Raw genomic sequence first — 15,284 nt, forward strand, 5'->3', positions numbered from 1 at the left:
TCAGGTCTTGCCGTCTTTCATGCGCCGGCAAGCTGACACGGACCTGAAGCCGGCGAGGGAGCGGCTTCAGCTTGCCGTAAGCCGGATAGGCGAGATAGATGCAAGGATCCACCAAGGGCGAGCCATCATGCGCGTATTGCTGATTGAAGACGATGACGTGCTCGGCGCCGCCGTGCACGACCAGATCGCCGCCGACGGCCACTCGCTCGACTGGGTGAAGCGGCTGGATGCCGCGCGCGACGCCATCGCCGTTGCCGCCTACGACCTGGTGCTGCTCGACCTGATGCTGCCGGACGGGCGCGGCATTTCCTTTCTGAAAGAGCGCCGCGGCAACGGCGACGTCACCCCGGTGATCATCCTCACCGCGCTCGACCAGGTCAGCGACCGGATCGAGGGGCTGAACGCCGGCGCCGACGACTATCTGGTCAAGCCTTTCGATCTCGCCGAGCTTTCCGCCCGCATCGGCTCGGTGGCCCGGCGGTATTCCGGCAATCCCAATCCGGTCATCACGCTGGGCCCGCTTGAAATCGACCTTGCCGCCCGCAGCCTGCGCAAGGACGGCAAGCCCGTCCCGCTCACCGCGCGCGAATGGGTGCTGTTCGAGGCCTTCGTCCAGCGGCCCGGCCAGCTTCTCTCCAAGGCGCAACTGGAAGAGCGGCTCTATTCCTTCGACACGGAGATCGAGAGCAACACCATCGAGGTGCATGTCAGCCGCCTGCGCAAGAAACTCGGTCGCGCTGCGATCACAACCGAACGGGGGCTGGGCTACCGCCTCAGCGCGCCATGAGGTGGGCGCGCTCGATCCAGCTGCGCCTTGCGCTCGCGATCAGCCTGGGGGTCACGTTGCTGTGGATCGCGGCGGCCATCGTGACGGCCACGATCCTGCGTCACGAAATGGACGAGGTTTTCGACAGCGCGCTTCAGGAGACCGCGCAGCGCATCCTGCCACTTGCGGTGATGGACATCGTCGCCCGCGAGGAGGAAGGGCTGACGCAGCAGCTTGCCACCCTGCGGGCCCACGACGAGTTCTTCACCTACATCGTGCGCGATGCGCAAGGGCGCCCCCTGCTCACCTCCCATGCCGCCGATGCGGCCATGTTTCCCGCCTATGATGGCATCGGCTTCAGCCAGACGGCAACGCATCGCTTCTATTTCGACGCCGCCCTGCAGGAGACGATCACCATCGCGGTCGCCGAACCGCTCGATCACCGCGCGGAGGTCGCGCGGGAAATGCGCATGGGCCTGGCCCTGCCGCTGCTTCTGGTTATCCCGCTCTCCGTGGCCATGATCCTCGTGGCGGTGCGGCTTGGCTTCCGCCCGGTGCGGAGACTTGGTGAGGCGCTTGCCACCCGCGGCGCGGCCGATCTGTCGCCGGTGCCGGCCGACGATCTCCCCGGCGAGGTCGCGCCGATCGCTGCCGCCGTCAACCAGTTGCTCCAACGGCTCGGGGCGGCGTTCGAGGCGGAGCGCAGCTTCGCCGCCAATGCGGCGCATGAGTTGCGCACCCCGGTGGCCGGCGCGCTTGCGCAGGCGCAGAGACTGCAGAGCGAGACGAACGATCCGGACGCCGTGCGCCGGGGTGCGGAGATTGAAACCACCCTGAAACGCCTGACGCGGCTTTCCGAAAAGCTGATGCAACTGGCGCGCGCCGAAGGCGGGCGGCTGCGCACCGGTGACCCGGCGGACCTGCGCCCGATCCTCAAGATGGTCGCGGAGGATGTCGAACGCGCGCACGCGAGCGGGCGTGTCGCGCTCGATCTTCCGCAGGTGGCGGTGCTGTCGGACATGGATCCGGATGCCTTCGCCATCCTGGCCCGCAACCTGATCGAGAATGCGTTGAAACACGGTGCGCGCGATGCGCCGGTTCTTGTCGCGCTGTCGCCGGCCGGGCGCTTCAGCGTCGTCAACGACGGCGTCGTGATCGCGCCCGACACGCTGGTCCGGCTGACGGGCCGGTTCGAACGCGCGGACGGTCATGGCGACGGAAGCGGTCTGGGACTGGCCATCGTGCGCACCATAGCAGAGCGCGCGGATTGCGTGCTGTCGCTGACCTCGCCCGCGCCGGGCCGTGCGGGCGGACTGGAGGCAGCCGTCGAGCTCTCGATGCGAGCGGGCGCGCGATAAGTGGCGCGCGCAGCCGGCGCCCGGCGTGAAACTTCCGTAGCGTCAAAATGTATTTGCAACATATGAGTGTATAATTATAATTCTCACGCAGGGGACGATAGTCTCCGGTCGCAAGTATTCCGTTTGCGGGCACACGTCATGCCCCGCGAGGGGAGGTCGGGTTTTTCCTTCTGAAACATTTTGGCAAGAGAAGGGGAATTGGCTTGGAACGAAATGTGTTCGATGACGCGTATCTGGGCGACCTTTCTTCAATCTCTCCAGACAAGGTGATTGAAAACATATCGGATTTCGGGATCGTCACCTTCTCTGTCGACAGTGGAAACGCGCGACACGCCCTTGTTGGATTGGCGCAAGCCCTGGGGGAGATCCGCAGTCACCCGCATTCGGACAGGGACGGGGCGACGTCGATCGCCCCGAGGCGGGACAATGACCTGCATCCGGGTCGGATGGGGTTCACCCAGGAGCGTCTCCTGCCGCACACCGACGCGAGTTCGATGGCGTCGCCGCCCGATCTTTTGCTGAACGTGTGTGCGACGCGTGCCGAACATGGCGGCGAGACCCTGCTGGTCGACATGAGGTCCGTGCTGACGCAGGCACTGAAAACGAACCCGGTGGCGCTGGAGCGGTTGTCCGCACCTGGCACCGTGATCTTCGGTACCGGCGGTTTTTCCCGCGCGTCGTCGGTGTTTGCGGTGCGCAATGGCCGCATCCATGTCCGCTTCCGCCAGGATGAGGGCGTGTTCTTCGGCGCCCCTGTCCTGAAAGAGGCACTGGAGTTGATCGGTCTGGTCGATGCCATGACCGTTCGGATGTCCCTGGAAGAGGGACAGGGGTATATTGTCGACAATCACTGGTGGCTGCACGGTCGTGCAAGCTTTGCCGGACCGCGCGAAATCATCCGCATCCTGGCGGATGTCAGGGCGGACCGCTCTGGCGGTGTCGGGGAAACCGGGTTTCCCTGGCATGTCTCGTCGACGGCGCAGGAGAAAATCCGCGTCGGCACTGTCGGCTAGATCTGTGTGCGGATGCCTGACTCCGGACCCGCCGATCGGCCGGAGCTTGCCGGTTCTGGATAGGTTCGACGCAATGGAGAGACGGGTTTGAACCGGGAAGACATCGTCAGCGACAACATTTCCTATCGATACCCCGTATCGATCAAGGGTGTCCTGTTTGTCGGGGACAAGGTTGTTCTGCTCAAGAACGAACGGGACGAATGGGAGCTTCCCGGCGGGAAGCTGGAGCCGGGCGAACGGCCCGAGGACTGTGTCGTCCGCGAGATCGAGGAAGAACTCGGCGTAATCGCGACGACGGCCGAGTTGCTCGACAACTGGGTGTATCAAATCCGCGAGGACGTCCTCGTCTACATCGTGACGTTCGGCTGTCCCGTGCTCAGCGACGCCCGGGTCACGCACAGTCCGGAACACAAGGCGGTGGGGCTGTTCGCGCTTGAAGACGTCCCCGCATTGAACATGCCGGCCGGATACAAGACGTCGATCTCAACCTGGGCTCAAAAACTCGGCATGCTCGAGTGAAGCGACAGGCGGTCGGTCCCGGTTCCGGGGCCACGCGCAAGTGTGCTGCGGCGCGTGAGGCTGTGACGGGGCGAAGCGACAGGCTTACTCGAACATCGCCGTGAACAGGTCCTCGTCCATGGTCTCCAGCGCCTCGACCTGCGAGAGCGTGCCGACATCGAACATCCCGTCGAATGTCACGGCCGACACGCGGATCCCGTCGTCGATCATCATCCGGATCGCATCGGGCATTTCGTATTCACCCCGTCTGGAAAGGGGGAGCTGGGAGAAATACCGCTTCGCGTCGCTGGAAAACTTGTAGATGCCTGCCACGGCGAGGTTGGATCTCGGAGCCTCGGGCTTTTCCTCGATCTCGACAATGGTGCCTTGCGCATTGGCGGTGACGATCCCGAAGCGTTCCGGATCCGGCACCTCGACCACGCCGATGGCGTTGCGGGCCGGCGCGTTGACGACGGAGGCGACCGCGTTGCGCGCGAACAGGCTGTCGCCGAAGATCACGAGGAAGTCTTCCTCGACAACGGGCAGGGCGAGACGCACGGCGCCGCCGGTGCCGTCCAGGGTCGCCTGTTCGATATACTCGAACTTCGCGCTGTGTGGATGGCGCCCGTAGTGCTCGACGATGCGCTCCGACAGATAGCCGACGATGAAGATGATCCGCTCGATCCCGGCTTCGATCAGGCTGTCGACGATGCGGTCGCACAGCGGGGTCCCGCGCACGGGCACGAGGATCTTCGGGACGGTGTCGGTCATGGGACGCAGCCGCGTTCCCCTGCCGGCACCCAGGATGACAGCCGTGCGGACCATGGAGCCTTCTCAGCGGTGGTGTGGTCGAGCCTTAGAACGATCCGGAGACTGTCAGCCGGCGGATCGCGCGACTGCCGGGTTCCAGGGGCGGGTTTTAGGGGATCGCCCCGGCAATGGCAACACGGGTCGGCCCGGGGCGTCGCGCGGCTATGAGCAGTGCGAGCGTCAGAGAACTCCGGTTCAACCAGCCTATGTCGGCCTTGATCGGACGTGCCGCCGGCGGTTCCGTGTTGGCATCGATTTTGGCGCCTCTTCGCGCATGGTGTTTTCTGCGGCGGCGAACAGCGTTTCAACAGGTGGGTTTACAATCGAATATGGTTGCAGATCGGAAAATCACAGTAGTATAGTAGAAATTGCATCGGATCGACTAAGCAACCATGGGCAAGATTTTTTGGCCCGTACGTAGCGTGAGGGAAGCTCTTTCGATCCGGATTTGGCATATGGGACGTGGCCAGGGTTTTTCTTCTATAGAGAAGCCGCGTGAATTTCAGATGATATTCGTTTCACAAGTGATGAGCAATGGCAGAAAAGAATCTGAAGGAATTATGGGATAACATTTGGGAGGGTCGCCTCCTACTCGTCAATATCGCAAGTCAGATAGAAAGCGGTGTTCTTGACTCGGGTGCGGTCAGCGATTTTCTGGGGCGTTTGTCTGGTGTGAAAACCGGGATTTCGAGCTCTTCCGATCTTGGGAAGTTCTTCAACATACCGGAGGCCGCTTCCGTATCCGGCGGTTCGCCGACCGAACCCGATCTTACGATGCGCGGACCTTTGGCCACGGATATTTGTTCGAGTTTTTTGATCCGTATAGCACCGTTGACGAAAATCTTGAGTGCCGTGCAGTTGCTGAGTGCGGCAGGAGAGGAGGATATCGGCCATACGAATACTGTGCGAAAACGGCTCAAGACCTGTCTCGAGTTGCCGCGCCTGCCGAGCGATCATGCCGAGCACCGGAAAGACGAAGAGGCTTTTGAGCGCGCACAAAGGGTACTGTGCAATTTCCTGTTTCCGAGGAACCATGACGTCTTGAAGATCAGCGGATGGGAGCTTCCCGAACCTTTGCGGGGCAGGCCATTGGCTGCGGCCCGGGTGCTTGAGGGTATAGGAGTTGCACTGAGCAAAAAAAGCATGGAGCCGAAATTCTTCGCGCCAATGGTGAAGGACTGCCCGATCTGCGCGTCAATGCCGACCATGTCCGGATCGACCGAGGGGGCGCCGATCGAAGTCGCCGAGAACGGCGGGCAGCGTGTAAGAGATCTGCTGGGGCTCGATTGGTGCGGCGCAAACTATGAAAAGGAGAGGACCATTCTCGGCTTCTTCATCGTCCCGGTCGACAAGGAAAACGATGAGGTCAGGCGCCCGACTCCGTTCGACTTTACATCGCGCGCCCGCTTTCGCGCACGATACGGATCGAGGGACGGACAGGTCGGACGCATGGGCCGCACGGCGGATCTTGCCGCAATCGAGGACCCAGAAAAATCGCTCCGCGGTGCACGCGAGGTTGTCCGGCGTGCGGAATTGTTTTCCGAGTATCCGTCAACGGTTTTGGTAGGATACCTTGGGAGTCTGTCCGTCGGGACAGAAGCATATCACGAGAAAGTGCGGGAGATGTCGGACGTTGATCAAGCCTTCGTCGGCCGGCTTCAGGGCAGTTGGAGCCGGGACGACGTTCTCAACATCATCTTGAGGGGGGCTGCATGACGGACGCGTTCCGCCAATCGGAATTGCTGGAAAGGTTGACGCCCTATGTTGTGCCGGTCGAGGCGCGCGCGCCGCATGCGGTTGTGAGCGAGTGGGTTGCCCAAGCGCTCGACAAGGTCTTCACAAGCGACAGTGCAGCGGGTGCGTTTGCCCCCTTCAGCGCCTATTTTCAAACTCCCAGAGAGTTTCGGCAATCTTTTGCGGCGATGGTCGAAGTCGAGTTCGCCGGCATCGCGCTTGAGCAGATGGATGCGGTGCGCCTCGTCGCGAGCGGGGTACGCCAGGCTCTAGATCGTCGTATTGCTGGTAGTGGTCGTCCGATGCTCGACGCGCGACGGGTTTCGCCGCTAGTCTTCGAGTTGCTGTCGGTCCTCTTCGATCTGGACCCTGAGCAGGCACATAGATGGGCGACGAGATGCCTGTTCGACAAGGTTGGCTTTTCGGCACTCAGAAGTGTGAACGACACGCCGGTGCCGATCGAGCTCTATCTCGTCCTGCCGATGCCTGCGTTTGGCAGAACCGAGGCGGGAGATCGTTTCGAGCTTGAGGTTTTCAACTGGTGTATCGAAAATGCGAGCGAGCCCGGAGCGCTCTCTCTCTGTCTGGAACTTTTGCCGCGCGTTTTGCAAAGCCAGGGACTGGGAGATCCCGAAAGCGCGGTTTCACGGCAAGCTGACCTGCTTCATCGACTGGCAATGCATGAGGACGGAGATGGCCGTACGTTGCCCGAGGCTCTGGATGTGATCGCCTGGCGTGAAGCGAGCCTGTCAGTCGGTGAGCCGACGAATGGGATCCCGAGTCCGGAAGCTATTGATGTGTTTGTTGAAGAGGCCAAGAAGATCACGGGTGCTTTGGCTGATGGGCTGAACGACCGCCTTGTGGCTCTCGGCCTTGCATCGGATGGGGAGCCCTACAGTGACCTTCTTGCACCGCCGACACGCAGTGACCCTGCTCCCACTCGCAACAATACTCCATACATATTTGATTCTCATGGTCCCGGGAGCGTCATGGATTCATTCCAGGTGGCGGCATGAGCGTCGATCGTGAAACCCAGCAGGCATTCTTCCGGGCGGCGGCGTTCTTGCGGCGCGAATTTCTGGGATCCTTGCGTATGGCGGATGGCGTGGAGGCGACGCGCGTCGAAATTGATGCGCGCCGGGACAGAACCATCCTGCTCTTCGATACCGATCTTATTCATGTCGCATGTATGCCATGGACCGAGTCCGCCGAGCGATATGGCGAAGTTTTTCCAGGCAGCAAAAATCAGAATCCGGAAACGCGCAAGCGCACTGGCGCGATCATCGCCAGCTATGTGCTCGAGCATGTGCGGACAGGCAGGCTACCGATCTACCAGCTCGAGCCGCATTTCAAGGAAACGCAGAATATCTTCGAGGAGAACGCGAAGTATTTTGCGAATCTGGAGCGCGCACGTCCGCGGATCACCGAAGCCGTCGACCGGGAGCGGGTGCGCCGGGCGGCCGCACTCCTGAACCACCAATTGAAAGCCGGAGGGCACGGTGCCGGGCTCCTTGCATCGCTCCTGCAGATGCTTAATGCGCTTAAACCGTTCAACTTTCCGGAAAACAAAAGCGCGGAACGGCTTGAGGCGTGGGACCGCTTCGTGAAGTTGAACACGCGCACGGGCGGGATCTACCCTGCGTCGCGCGCAAGCAGACACTTGTGCCAGATAGGCGAGGACGAGATCGCGACCGTATTGGACGTCTTCGACGAAACCGATGGTTCGTTGAGCGATGAGGAGAAGGGTTTTGTTTCGCGGATCGCGACCGTGATGAAAACGCGGATTGAGTACTTTTCATCGGAGAAACAAAAAGAGTCGGGCAATATTTCCCGAGATGCCGAAGCGATCGCGCGGCTTTATCTGGTGAATGCGCGGCTTGCCGCCGCCGCGAAGGGCCGGCCCGATACCGCCTGGCGGGCGGTTTTTGTGACGGGCTCCAAGGCTGTCACGGAGGCCTGTTATGAAGACCCGGTCGCAAGCCGGGAAAAGCTTCCGACGCTAACGAGGATTCACGGTATCGAACCAGCGATTGCCGAGGGATTTTCCGGAAAATTCGTCAGGCATGTTTGGGCCTATACCACGGAAGCGCTCCTGGAAACCGATGGCCAGGCGAAATTCCTCGGCTGGCTCGACGGTTTGCTGGGTGCGGAAGCGCACCCGACGCACTTCACCGAGCAGCGGCTGACGGAGATCGTACGCAGATCCCATGGCAGGCCATCGGACAAGCGCTCCGGCAACGAAGAGGCGGGGCACACCGAAATCACCCGGGACGATATCGTCGAGTGGGAACGGGTCGTTACAGATGCGGTCACCCGCGAACGCTTCAATCATCTTGGCATCGATCAAGCCGCCGCGAAGAAAATCCAGGACCGTATTGCAGACAAATTGAGTTTTGGATCGTTGGATGACCTGGTCGCCAGGGTCGACGAGCAGTTCCAGCGGGCAAAGGACCGGGCGTTCGTCGAACTTTCGGAATCCGGCGCGCTCGCCGTCGTTGCCGGGCAGGATTTCGGGGAACGGAATCCGCCCGACCTCGCCTTCGGCTCGCTTGAACACACCAACAGGATCTTCCAGCGGCTTTGCGACCGCGAGGACTACAATGCGGAGGCTTTTCACGCCGATTTGCAGGCGGTTGGGCGCGATTGTCATGTCCCGGATCTTGACGATCCTGACGATGATGGCGACGACCGGCAGCGCAATCATCTCAAGTTTCTGGTCATCGGGGCCGCATTCGCTGCCGCGAACAAATGGGGTGTGGCGCTGAGCCAGGGAGAGCGCGCCGTCGCCATCGTGGAGCGGATCAAGGGGACGTACCCGCCGCCGATCCGGGTCAGGGAAGAAAACGGTCGTCCCCTTACGCATATCTCCGGCCGGGAGGCCTATTTTCTCTGTGCGTCCGCGCAGCGGATATCCGCGTCGAAACCCTGGGAACTGCAGCGCGCCCGGCAGTTGCTCGACAAGGCGAAAGAAGCACTTGAGATCGATCGGGAGAAGGGCTTCGCTAAAAAGACCACCAAGGTGAGATTTTGGAGCGAAAGCCTGGCGATCTCGCTAAGCGAATACTATCTCTTGCGATGGATAAACGAAAAATTGCAAGATAGTAATAACGAAGAAGAGCGTTATTGCGATAAAAAGGCCAACCGAACATACGATCATTTGGACCATCTTCTTTCGCATATAGAGACGGAAGCCCGCCTTGGAGCGAGATTCAGCGACCCGTCCGCGGACTTCCGCCGCTTGGGTCGCATTACGATCGTCAGCATTGCGGTGAACATCATTCAATGTTGCGTCATCCGGGCTTTCCGTGTCAGCAAGGAGCGACCCGACAGTGCGGTGTTTGCCGCAGGCGCCGACGATCTCAAACAGGCGATGTCGTTGCTCGACGATTTGCTTGATCCCTCAACAGACACGGCACATCGAGACAGACAGCCGCGTTGGAAACCGGTTCGTGAGACGGCGCTGATCAACGCCTATCGCAAGGCCGGCGCCCTGCTACTCAATAACCCGTTGCCCGAAACGTCTTTCGACGGCGCTGGTCGCGCCTATGGCAAGCGGGTGGCGGTCTACGATGTCTGGCGGTTCGAACAACTGGAACTCTTCTTCAAGGAAATGGAAGAAATCGATCCCGAAAAGCGCCTTCCTCTGCTGAACGGCGAGAGGCCGTAGCGGAATGTCCGGCCGCTTTTGGTGACGTTGCGGATCCTTGTTGTTGCTTCTCGATAACCGTCCTGACGTGCCGCGCTTTCTTGTTTGAAGGACGCTCGGCATCTGGCAGACGGGCGTTATTTTGTTTCCTCTAGGGAAGGTCGTTGCGCAGGCCGGCGCGCCGCATCGGGAGGCGACGCCTGCCTTGCGGCAATTTTTCCGCCGGCGGCCGGCAGACGCCATGTTCCAGGCGATAGGTGCGTCTTCTCGAAAGCGGTGATCCGGTCCTGGTGTTCAAGGGTCGCGGAGAGTTCATCGAGGCCCCGCTCCAGCCGGTACTTCAATCGCGGGGCGATCTCGAACGTTCCTGAGAGAGATCCGATGCGCCAACTCTGGGCCGGCAGGTCGACCTCTCCCTTCGTCCCCGGCTTTTCTCTCAGGAGGGCGAGGAGTTTCTCAACCTGTTCCGCCGGCTGTTCCAAGGTCAAAAGACCGTTCTTCCCGGCGTTCGATTGAAATATGTCGGCAAAGCTCGGCGCGATGACCACCTGCACGCCGTAGTCCATAAGCGCATAAACCGCCGCCTCGCGCGAAGACCCGCAGCCGAAGTTGTCAGCCGCAACGAGTATTCCGGGCGGCGACTTGAGGTGGTTCAGCGGGAAATCCCGGGCGGGCGTGCCGTGCTCGTTGAAACGCAAGTCATGGAAGCACTGGTCGCCGTAGCCCTCGGAACGGGACCGACTCATGAAGCGCGCCGGAATGATCTGATCGGTGTCCACATTGGCACGTGGTAGAGCGGCGGCCTCGGCCATGATCGTCTGAATGGGCTTCATGTGTCTTCTCCAGCGGTGAGGAGAGTTCGCGCGTCACAGATCTGACCAGTGACAGCTGCGGCGGCGGCCATTTGCGGGCTCATCAGGTGGGTGCGTGCCCCCGGACCCTGCCGTCCGCGGAAATTCCGGTTCGAGGTCGAGGCGCAGCGCTCCCCCGCCGCGACCATGTCTCCGTTCATGCTGACGCAGAGCGAACAGCCGCTTGCGCCCCATTCGGCCCCGGCGGCGCGGAAGACCCCGGCGATCCCTTCGGCTTCGGCCTGCCGCGCAACATCGTCCGAACCTGGCGAGACAAGCAGCGGTACCGCCACCTTGCGCCCCTTCAGCACCGCAGCCGCCGCACGAAGATCGCTCAGCCGGCCATTGGTGCAGCTTCCGATGAAAGCGCGATCCACGTCGATCCTGGTCATGGGCGCTCCGGCGCTGAGCCCCATGTAGGTCAACGCGTCTGGATCGGCGTCAGGGGGAACGGCGGCGTCCACAGGAGCGACCTGCTCGGGGCTCGTACCCCAGGTCACCATCGGCGCGACGTCGGCGGCGTCCAGCTCAAGCTCCCGGTCGTAGGCCGCTCCCTCATCGGGCCACAGCGCGCGCCAGTCGGCGACCGCGTTCTCCCAGGCGTCACCCTTCGGCGCCATTGGCCGGTCCTTCAGCCAGGCAAAGGTCGTCTCATCCGGCGGTATCAATCCCGACCGGGCTCCCATCTCGATCGTCATGTTGCAGAGCGTCATACGCTCTTCCATCGTCAGCGCCTCGATCGCCTCGCCGTGGTACTCAACGGCATGTCCGGTCGCGCCGCCGGTTCCGATCCGCCAGATGATGAAAAGCGCGAGGTCCTTGGCGGTGACACCTCTTGGCAGGCGTCCCGTCACCCGAACCCGCATCACCAGCACCGGCGTCTGCCATAGGGTCTGCGTCGCCAGCACATGCGCCACCTCTGAGGCCCCTATGCCGAAGGCGAAGGCTCCGAACGCACCATGGGTCGCGGTGTGGCTGTCACCGCATACGATCGTGGTGCCCGGCAGGCTCAGTCCCTGCTCAGGCATTGCGACGTGGACGATCCCGCGCCGCGGGTCGCCCAGTCCGAAGCTGTCGATCCCGAACTCGCGGGCGTTGCGGTCGAGCCGCTCGACCATCGTTGCGCTCACGTCTGCAGCGCGTGCGGGGTTCGACGGGACGTAATGATCAGCCACACCAAACGTCAGTTCCGGATGCCGAATCGTTCTCCCCGCCTCGCGCAGCCTGGCGAAAGCGTGATGCGAGCCTTCGTGCAGATAATGTCGGTCGACAAAAAGCAGGTCGCTGCCGTCCTGGGTCATCACGCGATGCGAGTCCCAGATCTTTGCGACGGTGCCACGGGGATCTGTCATTTTGCCTCCTCAGCCTTCGCCGCCAGGATGCGAGCGGGCGTTGCGCCGACCGACGAGCACGACGATCACGGTCAGCGCCAGAAGAACCAGCATGGCGATCGTGACCGGACGCTCCAGCAGGAAAGACGGATCTCCGCCCGAAATCTGCCAGCTCCGCGTCAGTTCGCCCTCGGCCATCGGACCGATCAGCAGCCCCACGACCGTCGCCGTCACCGGGTATCCATAGCGCCGCATCACCCAGCCAAGCGCCCCGGCCCCGGCCACGGTCAACGGCCCGACCATCGAACCGGTTATCGCAAATGCGCCCATCATCGAGACCGCCAGCACGAAGGGGATCAGGTAGCTCAAGCGCACCTTGACGATAGAACTTGCAAGAAAGACGAAGATGATCCCGACGGCGATCAGCAGGATCGCCTGGACGATGTTGCCGAGGATCAGCGCATAGACGACGTCGGTGCTCTCGGAGATGAAGCGCGGACCGCCGGTCACGTTGTGCATCGCGAAGGCACCAAGCAGGATCGCCGTGCCCGCTCCGCCCGGCAGCCCGAGCGCGAGAAGTGTCACCATTCCCCCGCCCTCGGACGAGGAGTTGGCTGCCTCCGACGCGATAACGCCGTCCGGGTTGCCCTTGCCGAAACCCTCGGTGTCGGTCGAAAGCCGTTTGGCAGCAGCATAAGAAGCGAGGTTCGCAACGCTGGCGCCGACGCCCGGGATGATGCCGATGGCCGTTCCGATCGTCGAGCCGCGCAACACCTGTGGCCAGGCTCGTATCGTATAGAGCGCCCCCTTCAGGATCGGCTTGAGGCGCATTTTCCGCAGTTCCCGGTCGGCAACGAGGTAATCCCCCTTTCCGGCCATGTTGATCAGTTCCGAGGCAGCAAAGAGCCCGATCAATGCGGGGATCGCGGGGATGCCGTCGAGAAGGTACATGCTGCCGAACGTGCCGCGCATCAGGCCGGTGTTGGAATAGCCTATGGTGCTGACGAGGATGCCAAGCAGTCCTGCCGCGATGCCCTTGGCGACGCTGGAATCGTTCAGCACCGCAATCAGCAGCAATCCCCAGAGCGCGACCGAAAGCATCTCGGTCGGGCCCAGCATCAAAACAAGGCTTGCCACGGGGCTCACGATAAAGAGCAGGATCAGGTACCCAAAGAGCGTTCCGATTGCCGAGGCGACGAGCCCGATACCGAGCGCCTCGCCATGCTGGCCTGCACGGGACATCGGGTAACCGTCGAACGCGGTGGCCACGGCGCTCGAGGTGCCGGGGATGTTCATGAGGATCGCGGGCACCGCGCCGCCGAACCCGCCGCCGGTGAAGATAGCCGTCAGGAAAAGGATCGCCGGCAGGAAATCCATGTACAGCGTCGCCGGGAGAAACACCGCCATGGCGATCGAGATGGAAAGGCCGGGGATCGCGCCGAAGATCAGCCCGATGAAAAGCCCGGGAATCACCACCAGCCATGCCATCGGGTCGCTGCCGAGCAGGGTCAAGGCCCCAAAGAATGCGGTGAAGTCGATCATGATTGATTATGCTCCAGGACCATTCAGCGCCGTCAGACCAAAAGGACCGGCAGGCGGACCATCAACAGGTCGACAAAGACCCATGTGATCGCAGCCGCGCCGCCAATCGACGCCAGCGCAAGTTTCCACCAGCAGCGCTCTCCCTGCACCAGCAGGCAGAGAAGGATGAAGATCACGGTGCCTACGTCGAAACCGATCCAGGGCACGGAGCAGGCGTACAGGCCGGTCAGCGCGATCAGGATGAGAGGCCGCGCCGCGTCGCCGCGTGCCGCCGCCACCAGCCGGTCGACAGTGGGTGATGTGCGGATATCGGCGATACCGGCCCAAAGCGCGGCCGCGGCGCCGATGGCCGCTCCGGGAACGATCAACAGCCAGTCGGTCGTGCGTCGCGCAACCTCGGCCACGGAAACGGCATAGAAAATCATGACTCCGGCGATGACAACGGCCAGACCGAGAGCTCCCCAGTTCCGGCGGCTTCGGGTCGGTCTTTCCTGTTTTTCCCCGTGCTGCATCTCGTGCCCCTTCGAATGGTCAATGGCGGGCGCAAAGAGTGCGCCCGCCGCGCGTCGATCAGTTGATCACGCCGCTGAGTTCGGAAAGCGCCCCGTAAGCGCCATCCACCATCTCCTGGCTGGCTTCGGGGCCGATCCAATCCGAGCCTACGCCAGCTTCGCGGGCCGCAGCCTTGTATGCGTCGCTGGTGACGACCTTCTTATAGGCGTCGAGCAGTGCTTCGTAGCGGTCGGGATGCTCGTCCTTCAGGGCAGACGGCACGATCAGGCCGCTGATATTGCCGCCAATGATCGGCTGCTTTTCGGCCCCAAGCGCAACCAGCGCGTCATTCAGCAAGGGGGCCCCCATGCTGTCCGGATCATTGTCGTTGACAATCGCGAGCACCTTGAGGCTGTCCATGATCGAAGCCGCGCCACGGGCGGCCAGGACCTCGAAATCGACCTGATTGCCGGCAAGCGCCGTCCGCAAAGGAGCACCGCCATCATATGTGACGAAGCGGACGTTTTCCACAGGGATGTCCAGCGCGTTCATGGCAAGGATGGTCTGAAGATGCCCGCCATTGCCGTAGATGATCCCCGAAGACACGGTGCCCGGCTCTTTCATCGCCTCGACGAGTTGGTCGAAGGTCTCGTAGGGGCTGTCGTTATGTACCGCCCAGATCGCGTAGTCGTTCCACTGCGCGTTCAGAAGGCTGAAGTCCTCCCACTTGACCGGCGCGCCGCCAACGAGAATGGCATTGGCGAGATAGGGGGTCGCCTGCATCAACAGCAACGTGTTTCCGTCTGCAGGCTGCTGGATGAGGTAGGTCGCCCCGAGGCCGCCTGCACCGCCGGGACGGTTCTCAACCACCACCGGAACGCCGAGCTCCTTGCTCATCGGGTCGGCCAGGGTCCGTGCCATTCGGTCTGCGGAGCCGCCGGCATTGAAGGGAACGATGATCGTGATCGGCCCTTTGGGCCAGCCTTCGGCGGCCTGAACGGTGCCGGTGCCGAGACCCAGAGTAAACAGGGCTGCGGCCGCGAGACCAAGGAAGCTGCGACGCGAGGCGTCTTTGAAACTAGGCATGTGATCCTCCCAGAATATTGTTTAGGCTCGATTCGCCTACCCCAAATTGCTAAATAATCCTATTGTTATGTCAATAGTACATTTCACTTGGATTGGGCGTTCGAAGCGACTAATCATTGTGAAAGAGATTGCTCATCCTGTTGAAAGACACCGCTCA

13 protein-coding genes are annotated in these 15,284 nt (G+C 61.9%); 7 read left to right on the forward strand and 6 right to left on the reverse strand.

All coding sequences use genetic code 11. From position 1 onward, the window contains the following. Positions 1-127: 127 nt before the first annotated feature. From BLU32_RS21395 to BLU32_RS21410, 4 genes are all read left to right on the forward strand, one after another. A complete protein-coding gene (locus BLU32_RS21395; protein WP_093810331.1) occupies positions 128-787 on the forward strand; it encodes a response regulator transcription factor in 660 nt (219 codons plus the stop codon). Beyond that, complete coding sequence (locus BLU32_RS21400) at positions 784-2,124, forward strand: ATP-binding protein (protein WP_093810333.1); 1,341 nt, start codon at positions 784-786, stop codon at positions 2,122-2,124. Before BLU32_RS21395 ends, BLU32_RS21400 begins: the two co-directional genes overlap by 4 nt. A 203-nt stretch (positions 2,125-2,327) precedes the next feature. Next, the gene (locus BLU32_RS21405; RefSeq protein WP_172838604.1) at positions 2,328-3,137 is read left to right on the forward strand and encodes a TauD/TfdA family dioxygenase; all 810 of its coding nucleotides are present in this window, start codon (positions 2,328-2,330) and stop codon (positions 3,135-3,137) included. 87 nt (positions 3,138-3,224) lie between these two features. Next, the gene (locus BLU32_RS21410; RefSeq protein ID WP_197673661.1) at positions 3,225-3,656 is read left to right on the forward strand and encodes an NUDIX domain-containing protein; all 432 of its coding nucleotides are present in this window, start codon (positions 3,225-3,227) and stop codon (positions 3,654-3,656) included. An 84-nt stretch (positions 3,657-3,740) separates the two neighbouring features. On the opposite strand, the gene BLU32_RS21415 is transcribed toward BLU32_RS21410, so the two are convergent. Continuing rightward, positions 3,741-4,460 (reverse strand): sugar phosphate nucleotidyltransferase, encoded by a 720-nt coding sequence (locus tag BLU32_RS21415; protein WP_093810337.1) that lies wholly within the window; start codon positions 4,458-4,460, stop codon positions 3,741-3,743. 519 nt (positions 4,461-4,979) lie between these two features. Between BLU32_RS21415 and BLU32_RS21420 the strand changes: the two genes are divergently transcribed. From BLU32_RS21420 to BLU32_RS21430, 3 genes are read left to right on the forward strand one after another with little or no spacing between them, the layout of a single operon-like run. Further along, positions 4,980-6,161, forward strand: a complete 1,182-nt coding sequence (locus tag BLU32_RS21420; protein WP_093810339.1) for a hypothetical protein — start codon at positions 4,980-4,982, stop codon at positions 6,159-6,161. After that, entirely contained in the window at positions 6,158-7,195 is a 1,038-nt protein-coding gene (locus BLU32_RS21425) for a hypothetical protein (protein ID WP_093810341.1), read from the forward strand. Before BLU32_RS21420 ends, BLU32_RS21425 begins: the two co-directional genes overlap by 4 nt. Further along, positions 7,192-9,846 carry a hypothetical protein gene (locus tag BLU32_RS21430; RefSeq protein WP_093810343.1) on the forward strand — a complete coding sequence of 885 codons (2,655 nt, stop codon included), beginning with the start codon at positions 7,192-7,194 and terminating at the stop codon, positions 9,844-9,846. Before BLU32_RS21425 ends, BLU32_RS21430 begins: the two co-directional genes overlap by 4 nt. 116 nt (positions 9,847-9,962) lie before the next feature. Here the strand turns inward: BLU32_RS21430 and leuD are convergent, their stop codons facing one another. The 5 genes from leuD to BLU32_RS21455 are packed head-to-tail and all read right to left on the reverse strand — an operon-like array spanning position 9,963 to position 15,127. Next, entirely contained in the window at positions 9,963-10,637 is a 675-nt protein-coding gene (leuD, locus tag BLU32_RS21435) for a 3-isopropylmalate dehydratase small subunit (protein WP_244501759.1), read from the reverse strand. Positions 10,638-10,654: 17 nt separating this feature from the next. Beyond that, the gene (gene leuC, locus BLU32_RS21440) at positions 10,655-12,028 is read right to left on the reverse strand and encodes a 3-isopropylmalate dehydratase large subunit (RefSeq protein WP_093804426.1); all 1,374 of its coding nucleotides are present in this window, start codon (positions 12,026-12,028) and stop codon (positions 10,655-10,657) included. 9 nt (positions 12,029-12,037) lie between these two features. Next, on the reverse strand, positions 12,038-13,549 hold the full coding sequence (locus tag BLU32_RS21445; protein WP_093804427.1) for a tripartite tricarboxylate transporter permease: 1,512 nt from the start codon (positions 13,547-13,549) through the stop codon (positions 12,038-12,040). A gap of 32 nt (positions 13,550-13,581) precedes the next feature. Beyond that, positions 13,582-14,061 carry a tripartite tricarboxylate transporter TctB family protein gene (locus tag BLU32_RS21450; protein WP_093804428.1) on the reverse strand — a complete coding sequence of 160 codons (480 nt, stop codon included), beginning with the start codon at positions 14,059-14,061 and terminating at the stop codon, positions 13,582-13,584. 58 nt (positions 14,062-14,119) lie between these two features. After that, positions 14,120-15,127 (reverse strand): tripartite tricarboxylate transporter substrate binding protein, encoded by a 1,008-nt coding sequence (locus BLU32_RS21455; RefSeq protein ID WP_093804429.1) that lies wholly within the window; start codon positions 15,125-15,127, stop codon positions 14,120-14,122. Positions 15,128-15,284: the final 157 nt, after the last annotated feature.

This window comes from Stappia sp. ES.058 (genome assembly GCF_900105595.1).
Classification (GTDB): Bacteria; Pseudomonadota; Alphaproteobacteria; order Rhizobiales; family Stappiaceae; genus Stappia.

Coding starts and splice junctions, on each gene's coding strand:
- BLU32_RS21420 (WP_093810339.1), top strand. CDS start 4,980: ATGGCAGAAAAGAATCTGAAGGAATTATGGGATAACATTTGGGAGGGT.
- BLU32_RS21455 (WP_093804429.1), bottom strand. CDS start 15,127: ATGCCTAGTTTCAAAGACGCCTCGCGTCGCAGCTTCCTTGGTCTCGCG.
- BLU32_RS21415 (WP_093810337.1), bottom strand. CDS start 4,460: ATGGTCCGCACGGCTGTCATCCTGGGTGCCGGCAGGGGAACGCGGCTG.
- BLU32_RS21430 (WP_093810343.1), top strand. CDS start 7,192: ATGAGCGTCGATCGTGAAACCCAGCAGGCATTCTTCCGGGCGGCGGCG.
- BLU32_RS21445 (WP_093804427.1), bottom strand. CDS start 13,549: ATGATCGACTTCACCGCATTCTTTGGGGCCTTGACCCTGCTCGGCAGC.
- BLU32_RS21395 (WP_093810331.1), top strand. CDS start 128: ATGCGCGTATTGCTGATTGAAGACGATGACGTGCTCGGCGCCGCCGTG.
- leuD (WP_244501759.1), bottom strand. CDS start 10,637: ATGGCCGAGGCCGCCGCTCTACCACGTGCCAATGTGGACACCGATCAG.
- BLU32_RS21400 (WP_093810333.1), top strand. CDS start 784: ATGAGGTGGGCGCGCTCGATCCAGCTGCGCCTTGCGCTCGCGATCAGC.
- BLU32_RS21450 (WP_093804428.1), bottom strand. CDS start 14,061: ATGCAGCACGGGGAAAAACAGGAAAGACCGACCCGAAGCCGCCGGAAC.
- leuC (WP_093804426.1), bottom strand. CDS start 12,028: ATGACAGATCCCCGTGGCACCGTCGCAAAGATCTGGGACTCGCATCGC.
- BLU32_RS21425 (WP_093810341.1), top strand. CDS start 6,158: ATGACGGACGCGTTCCGCCAATCGGAATTGCTGGAAAGGTTGACGCCC.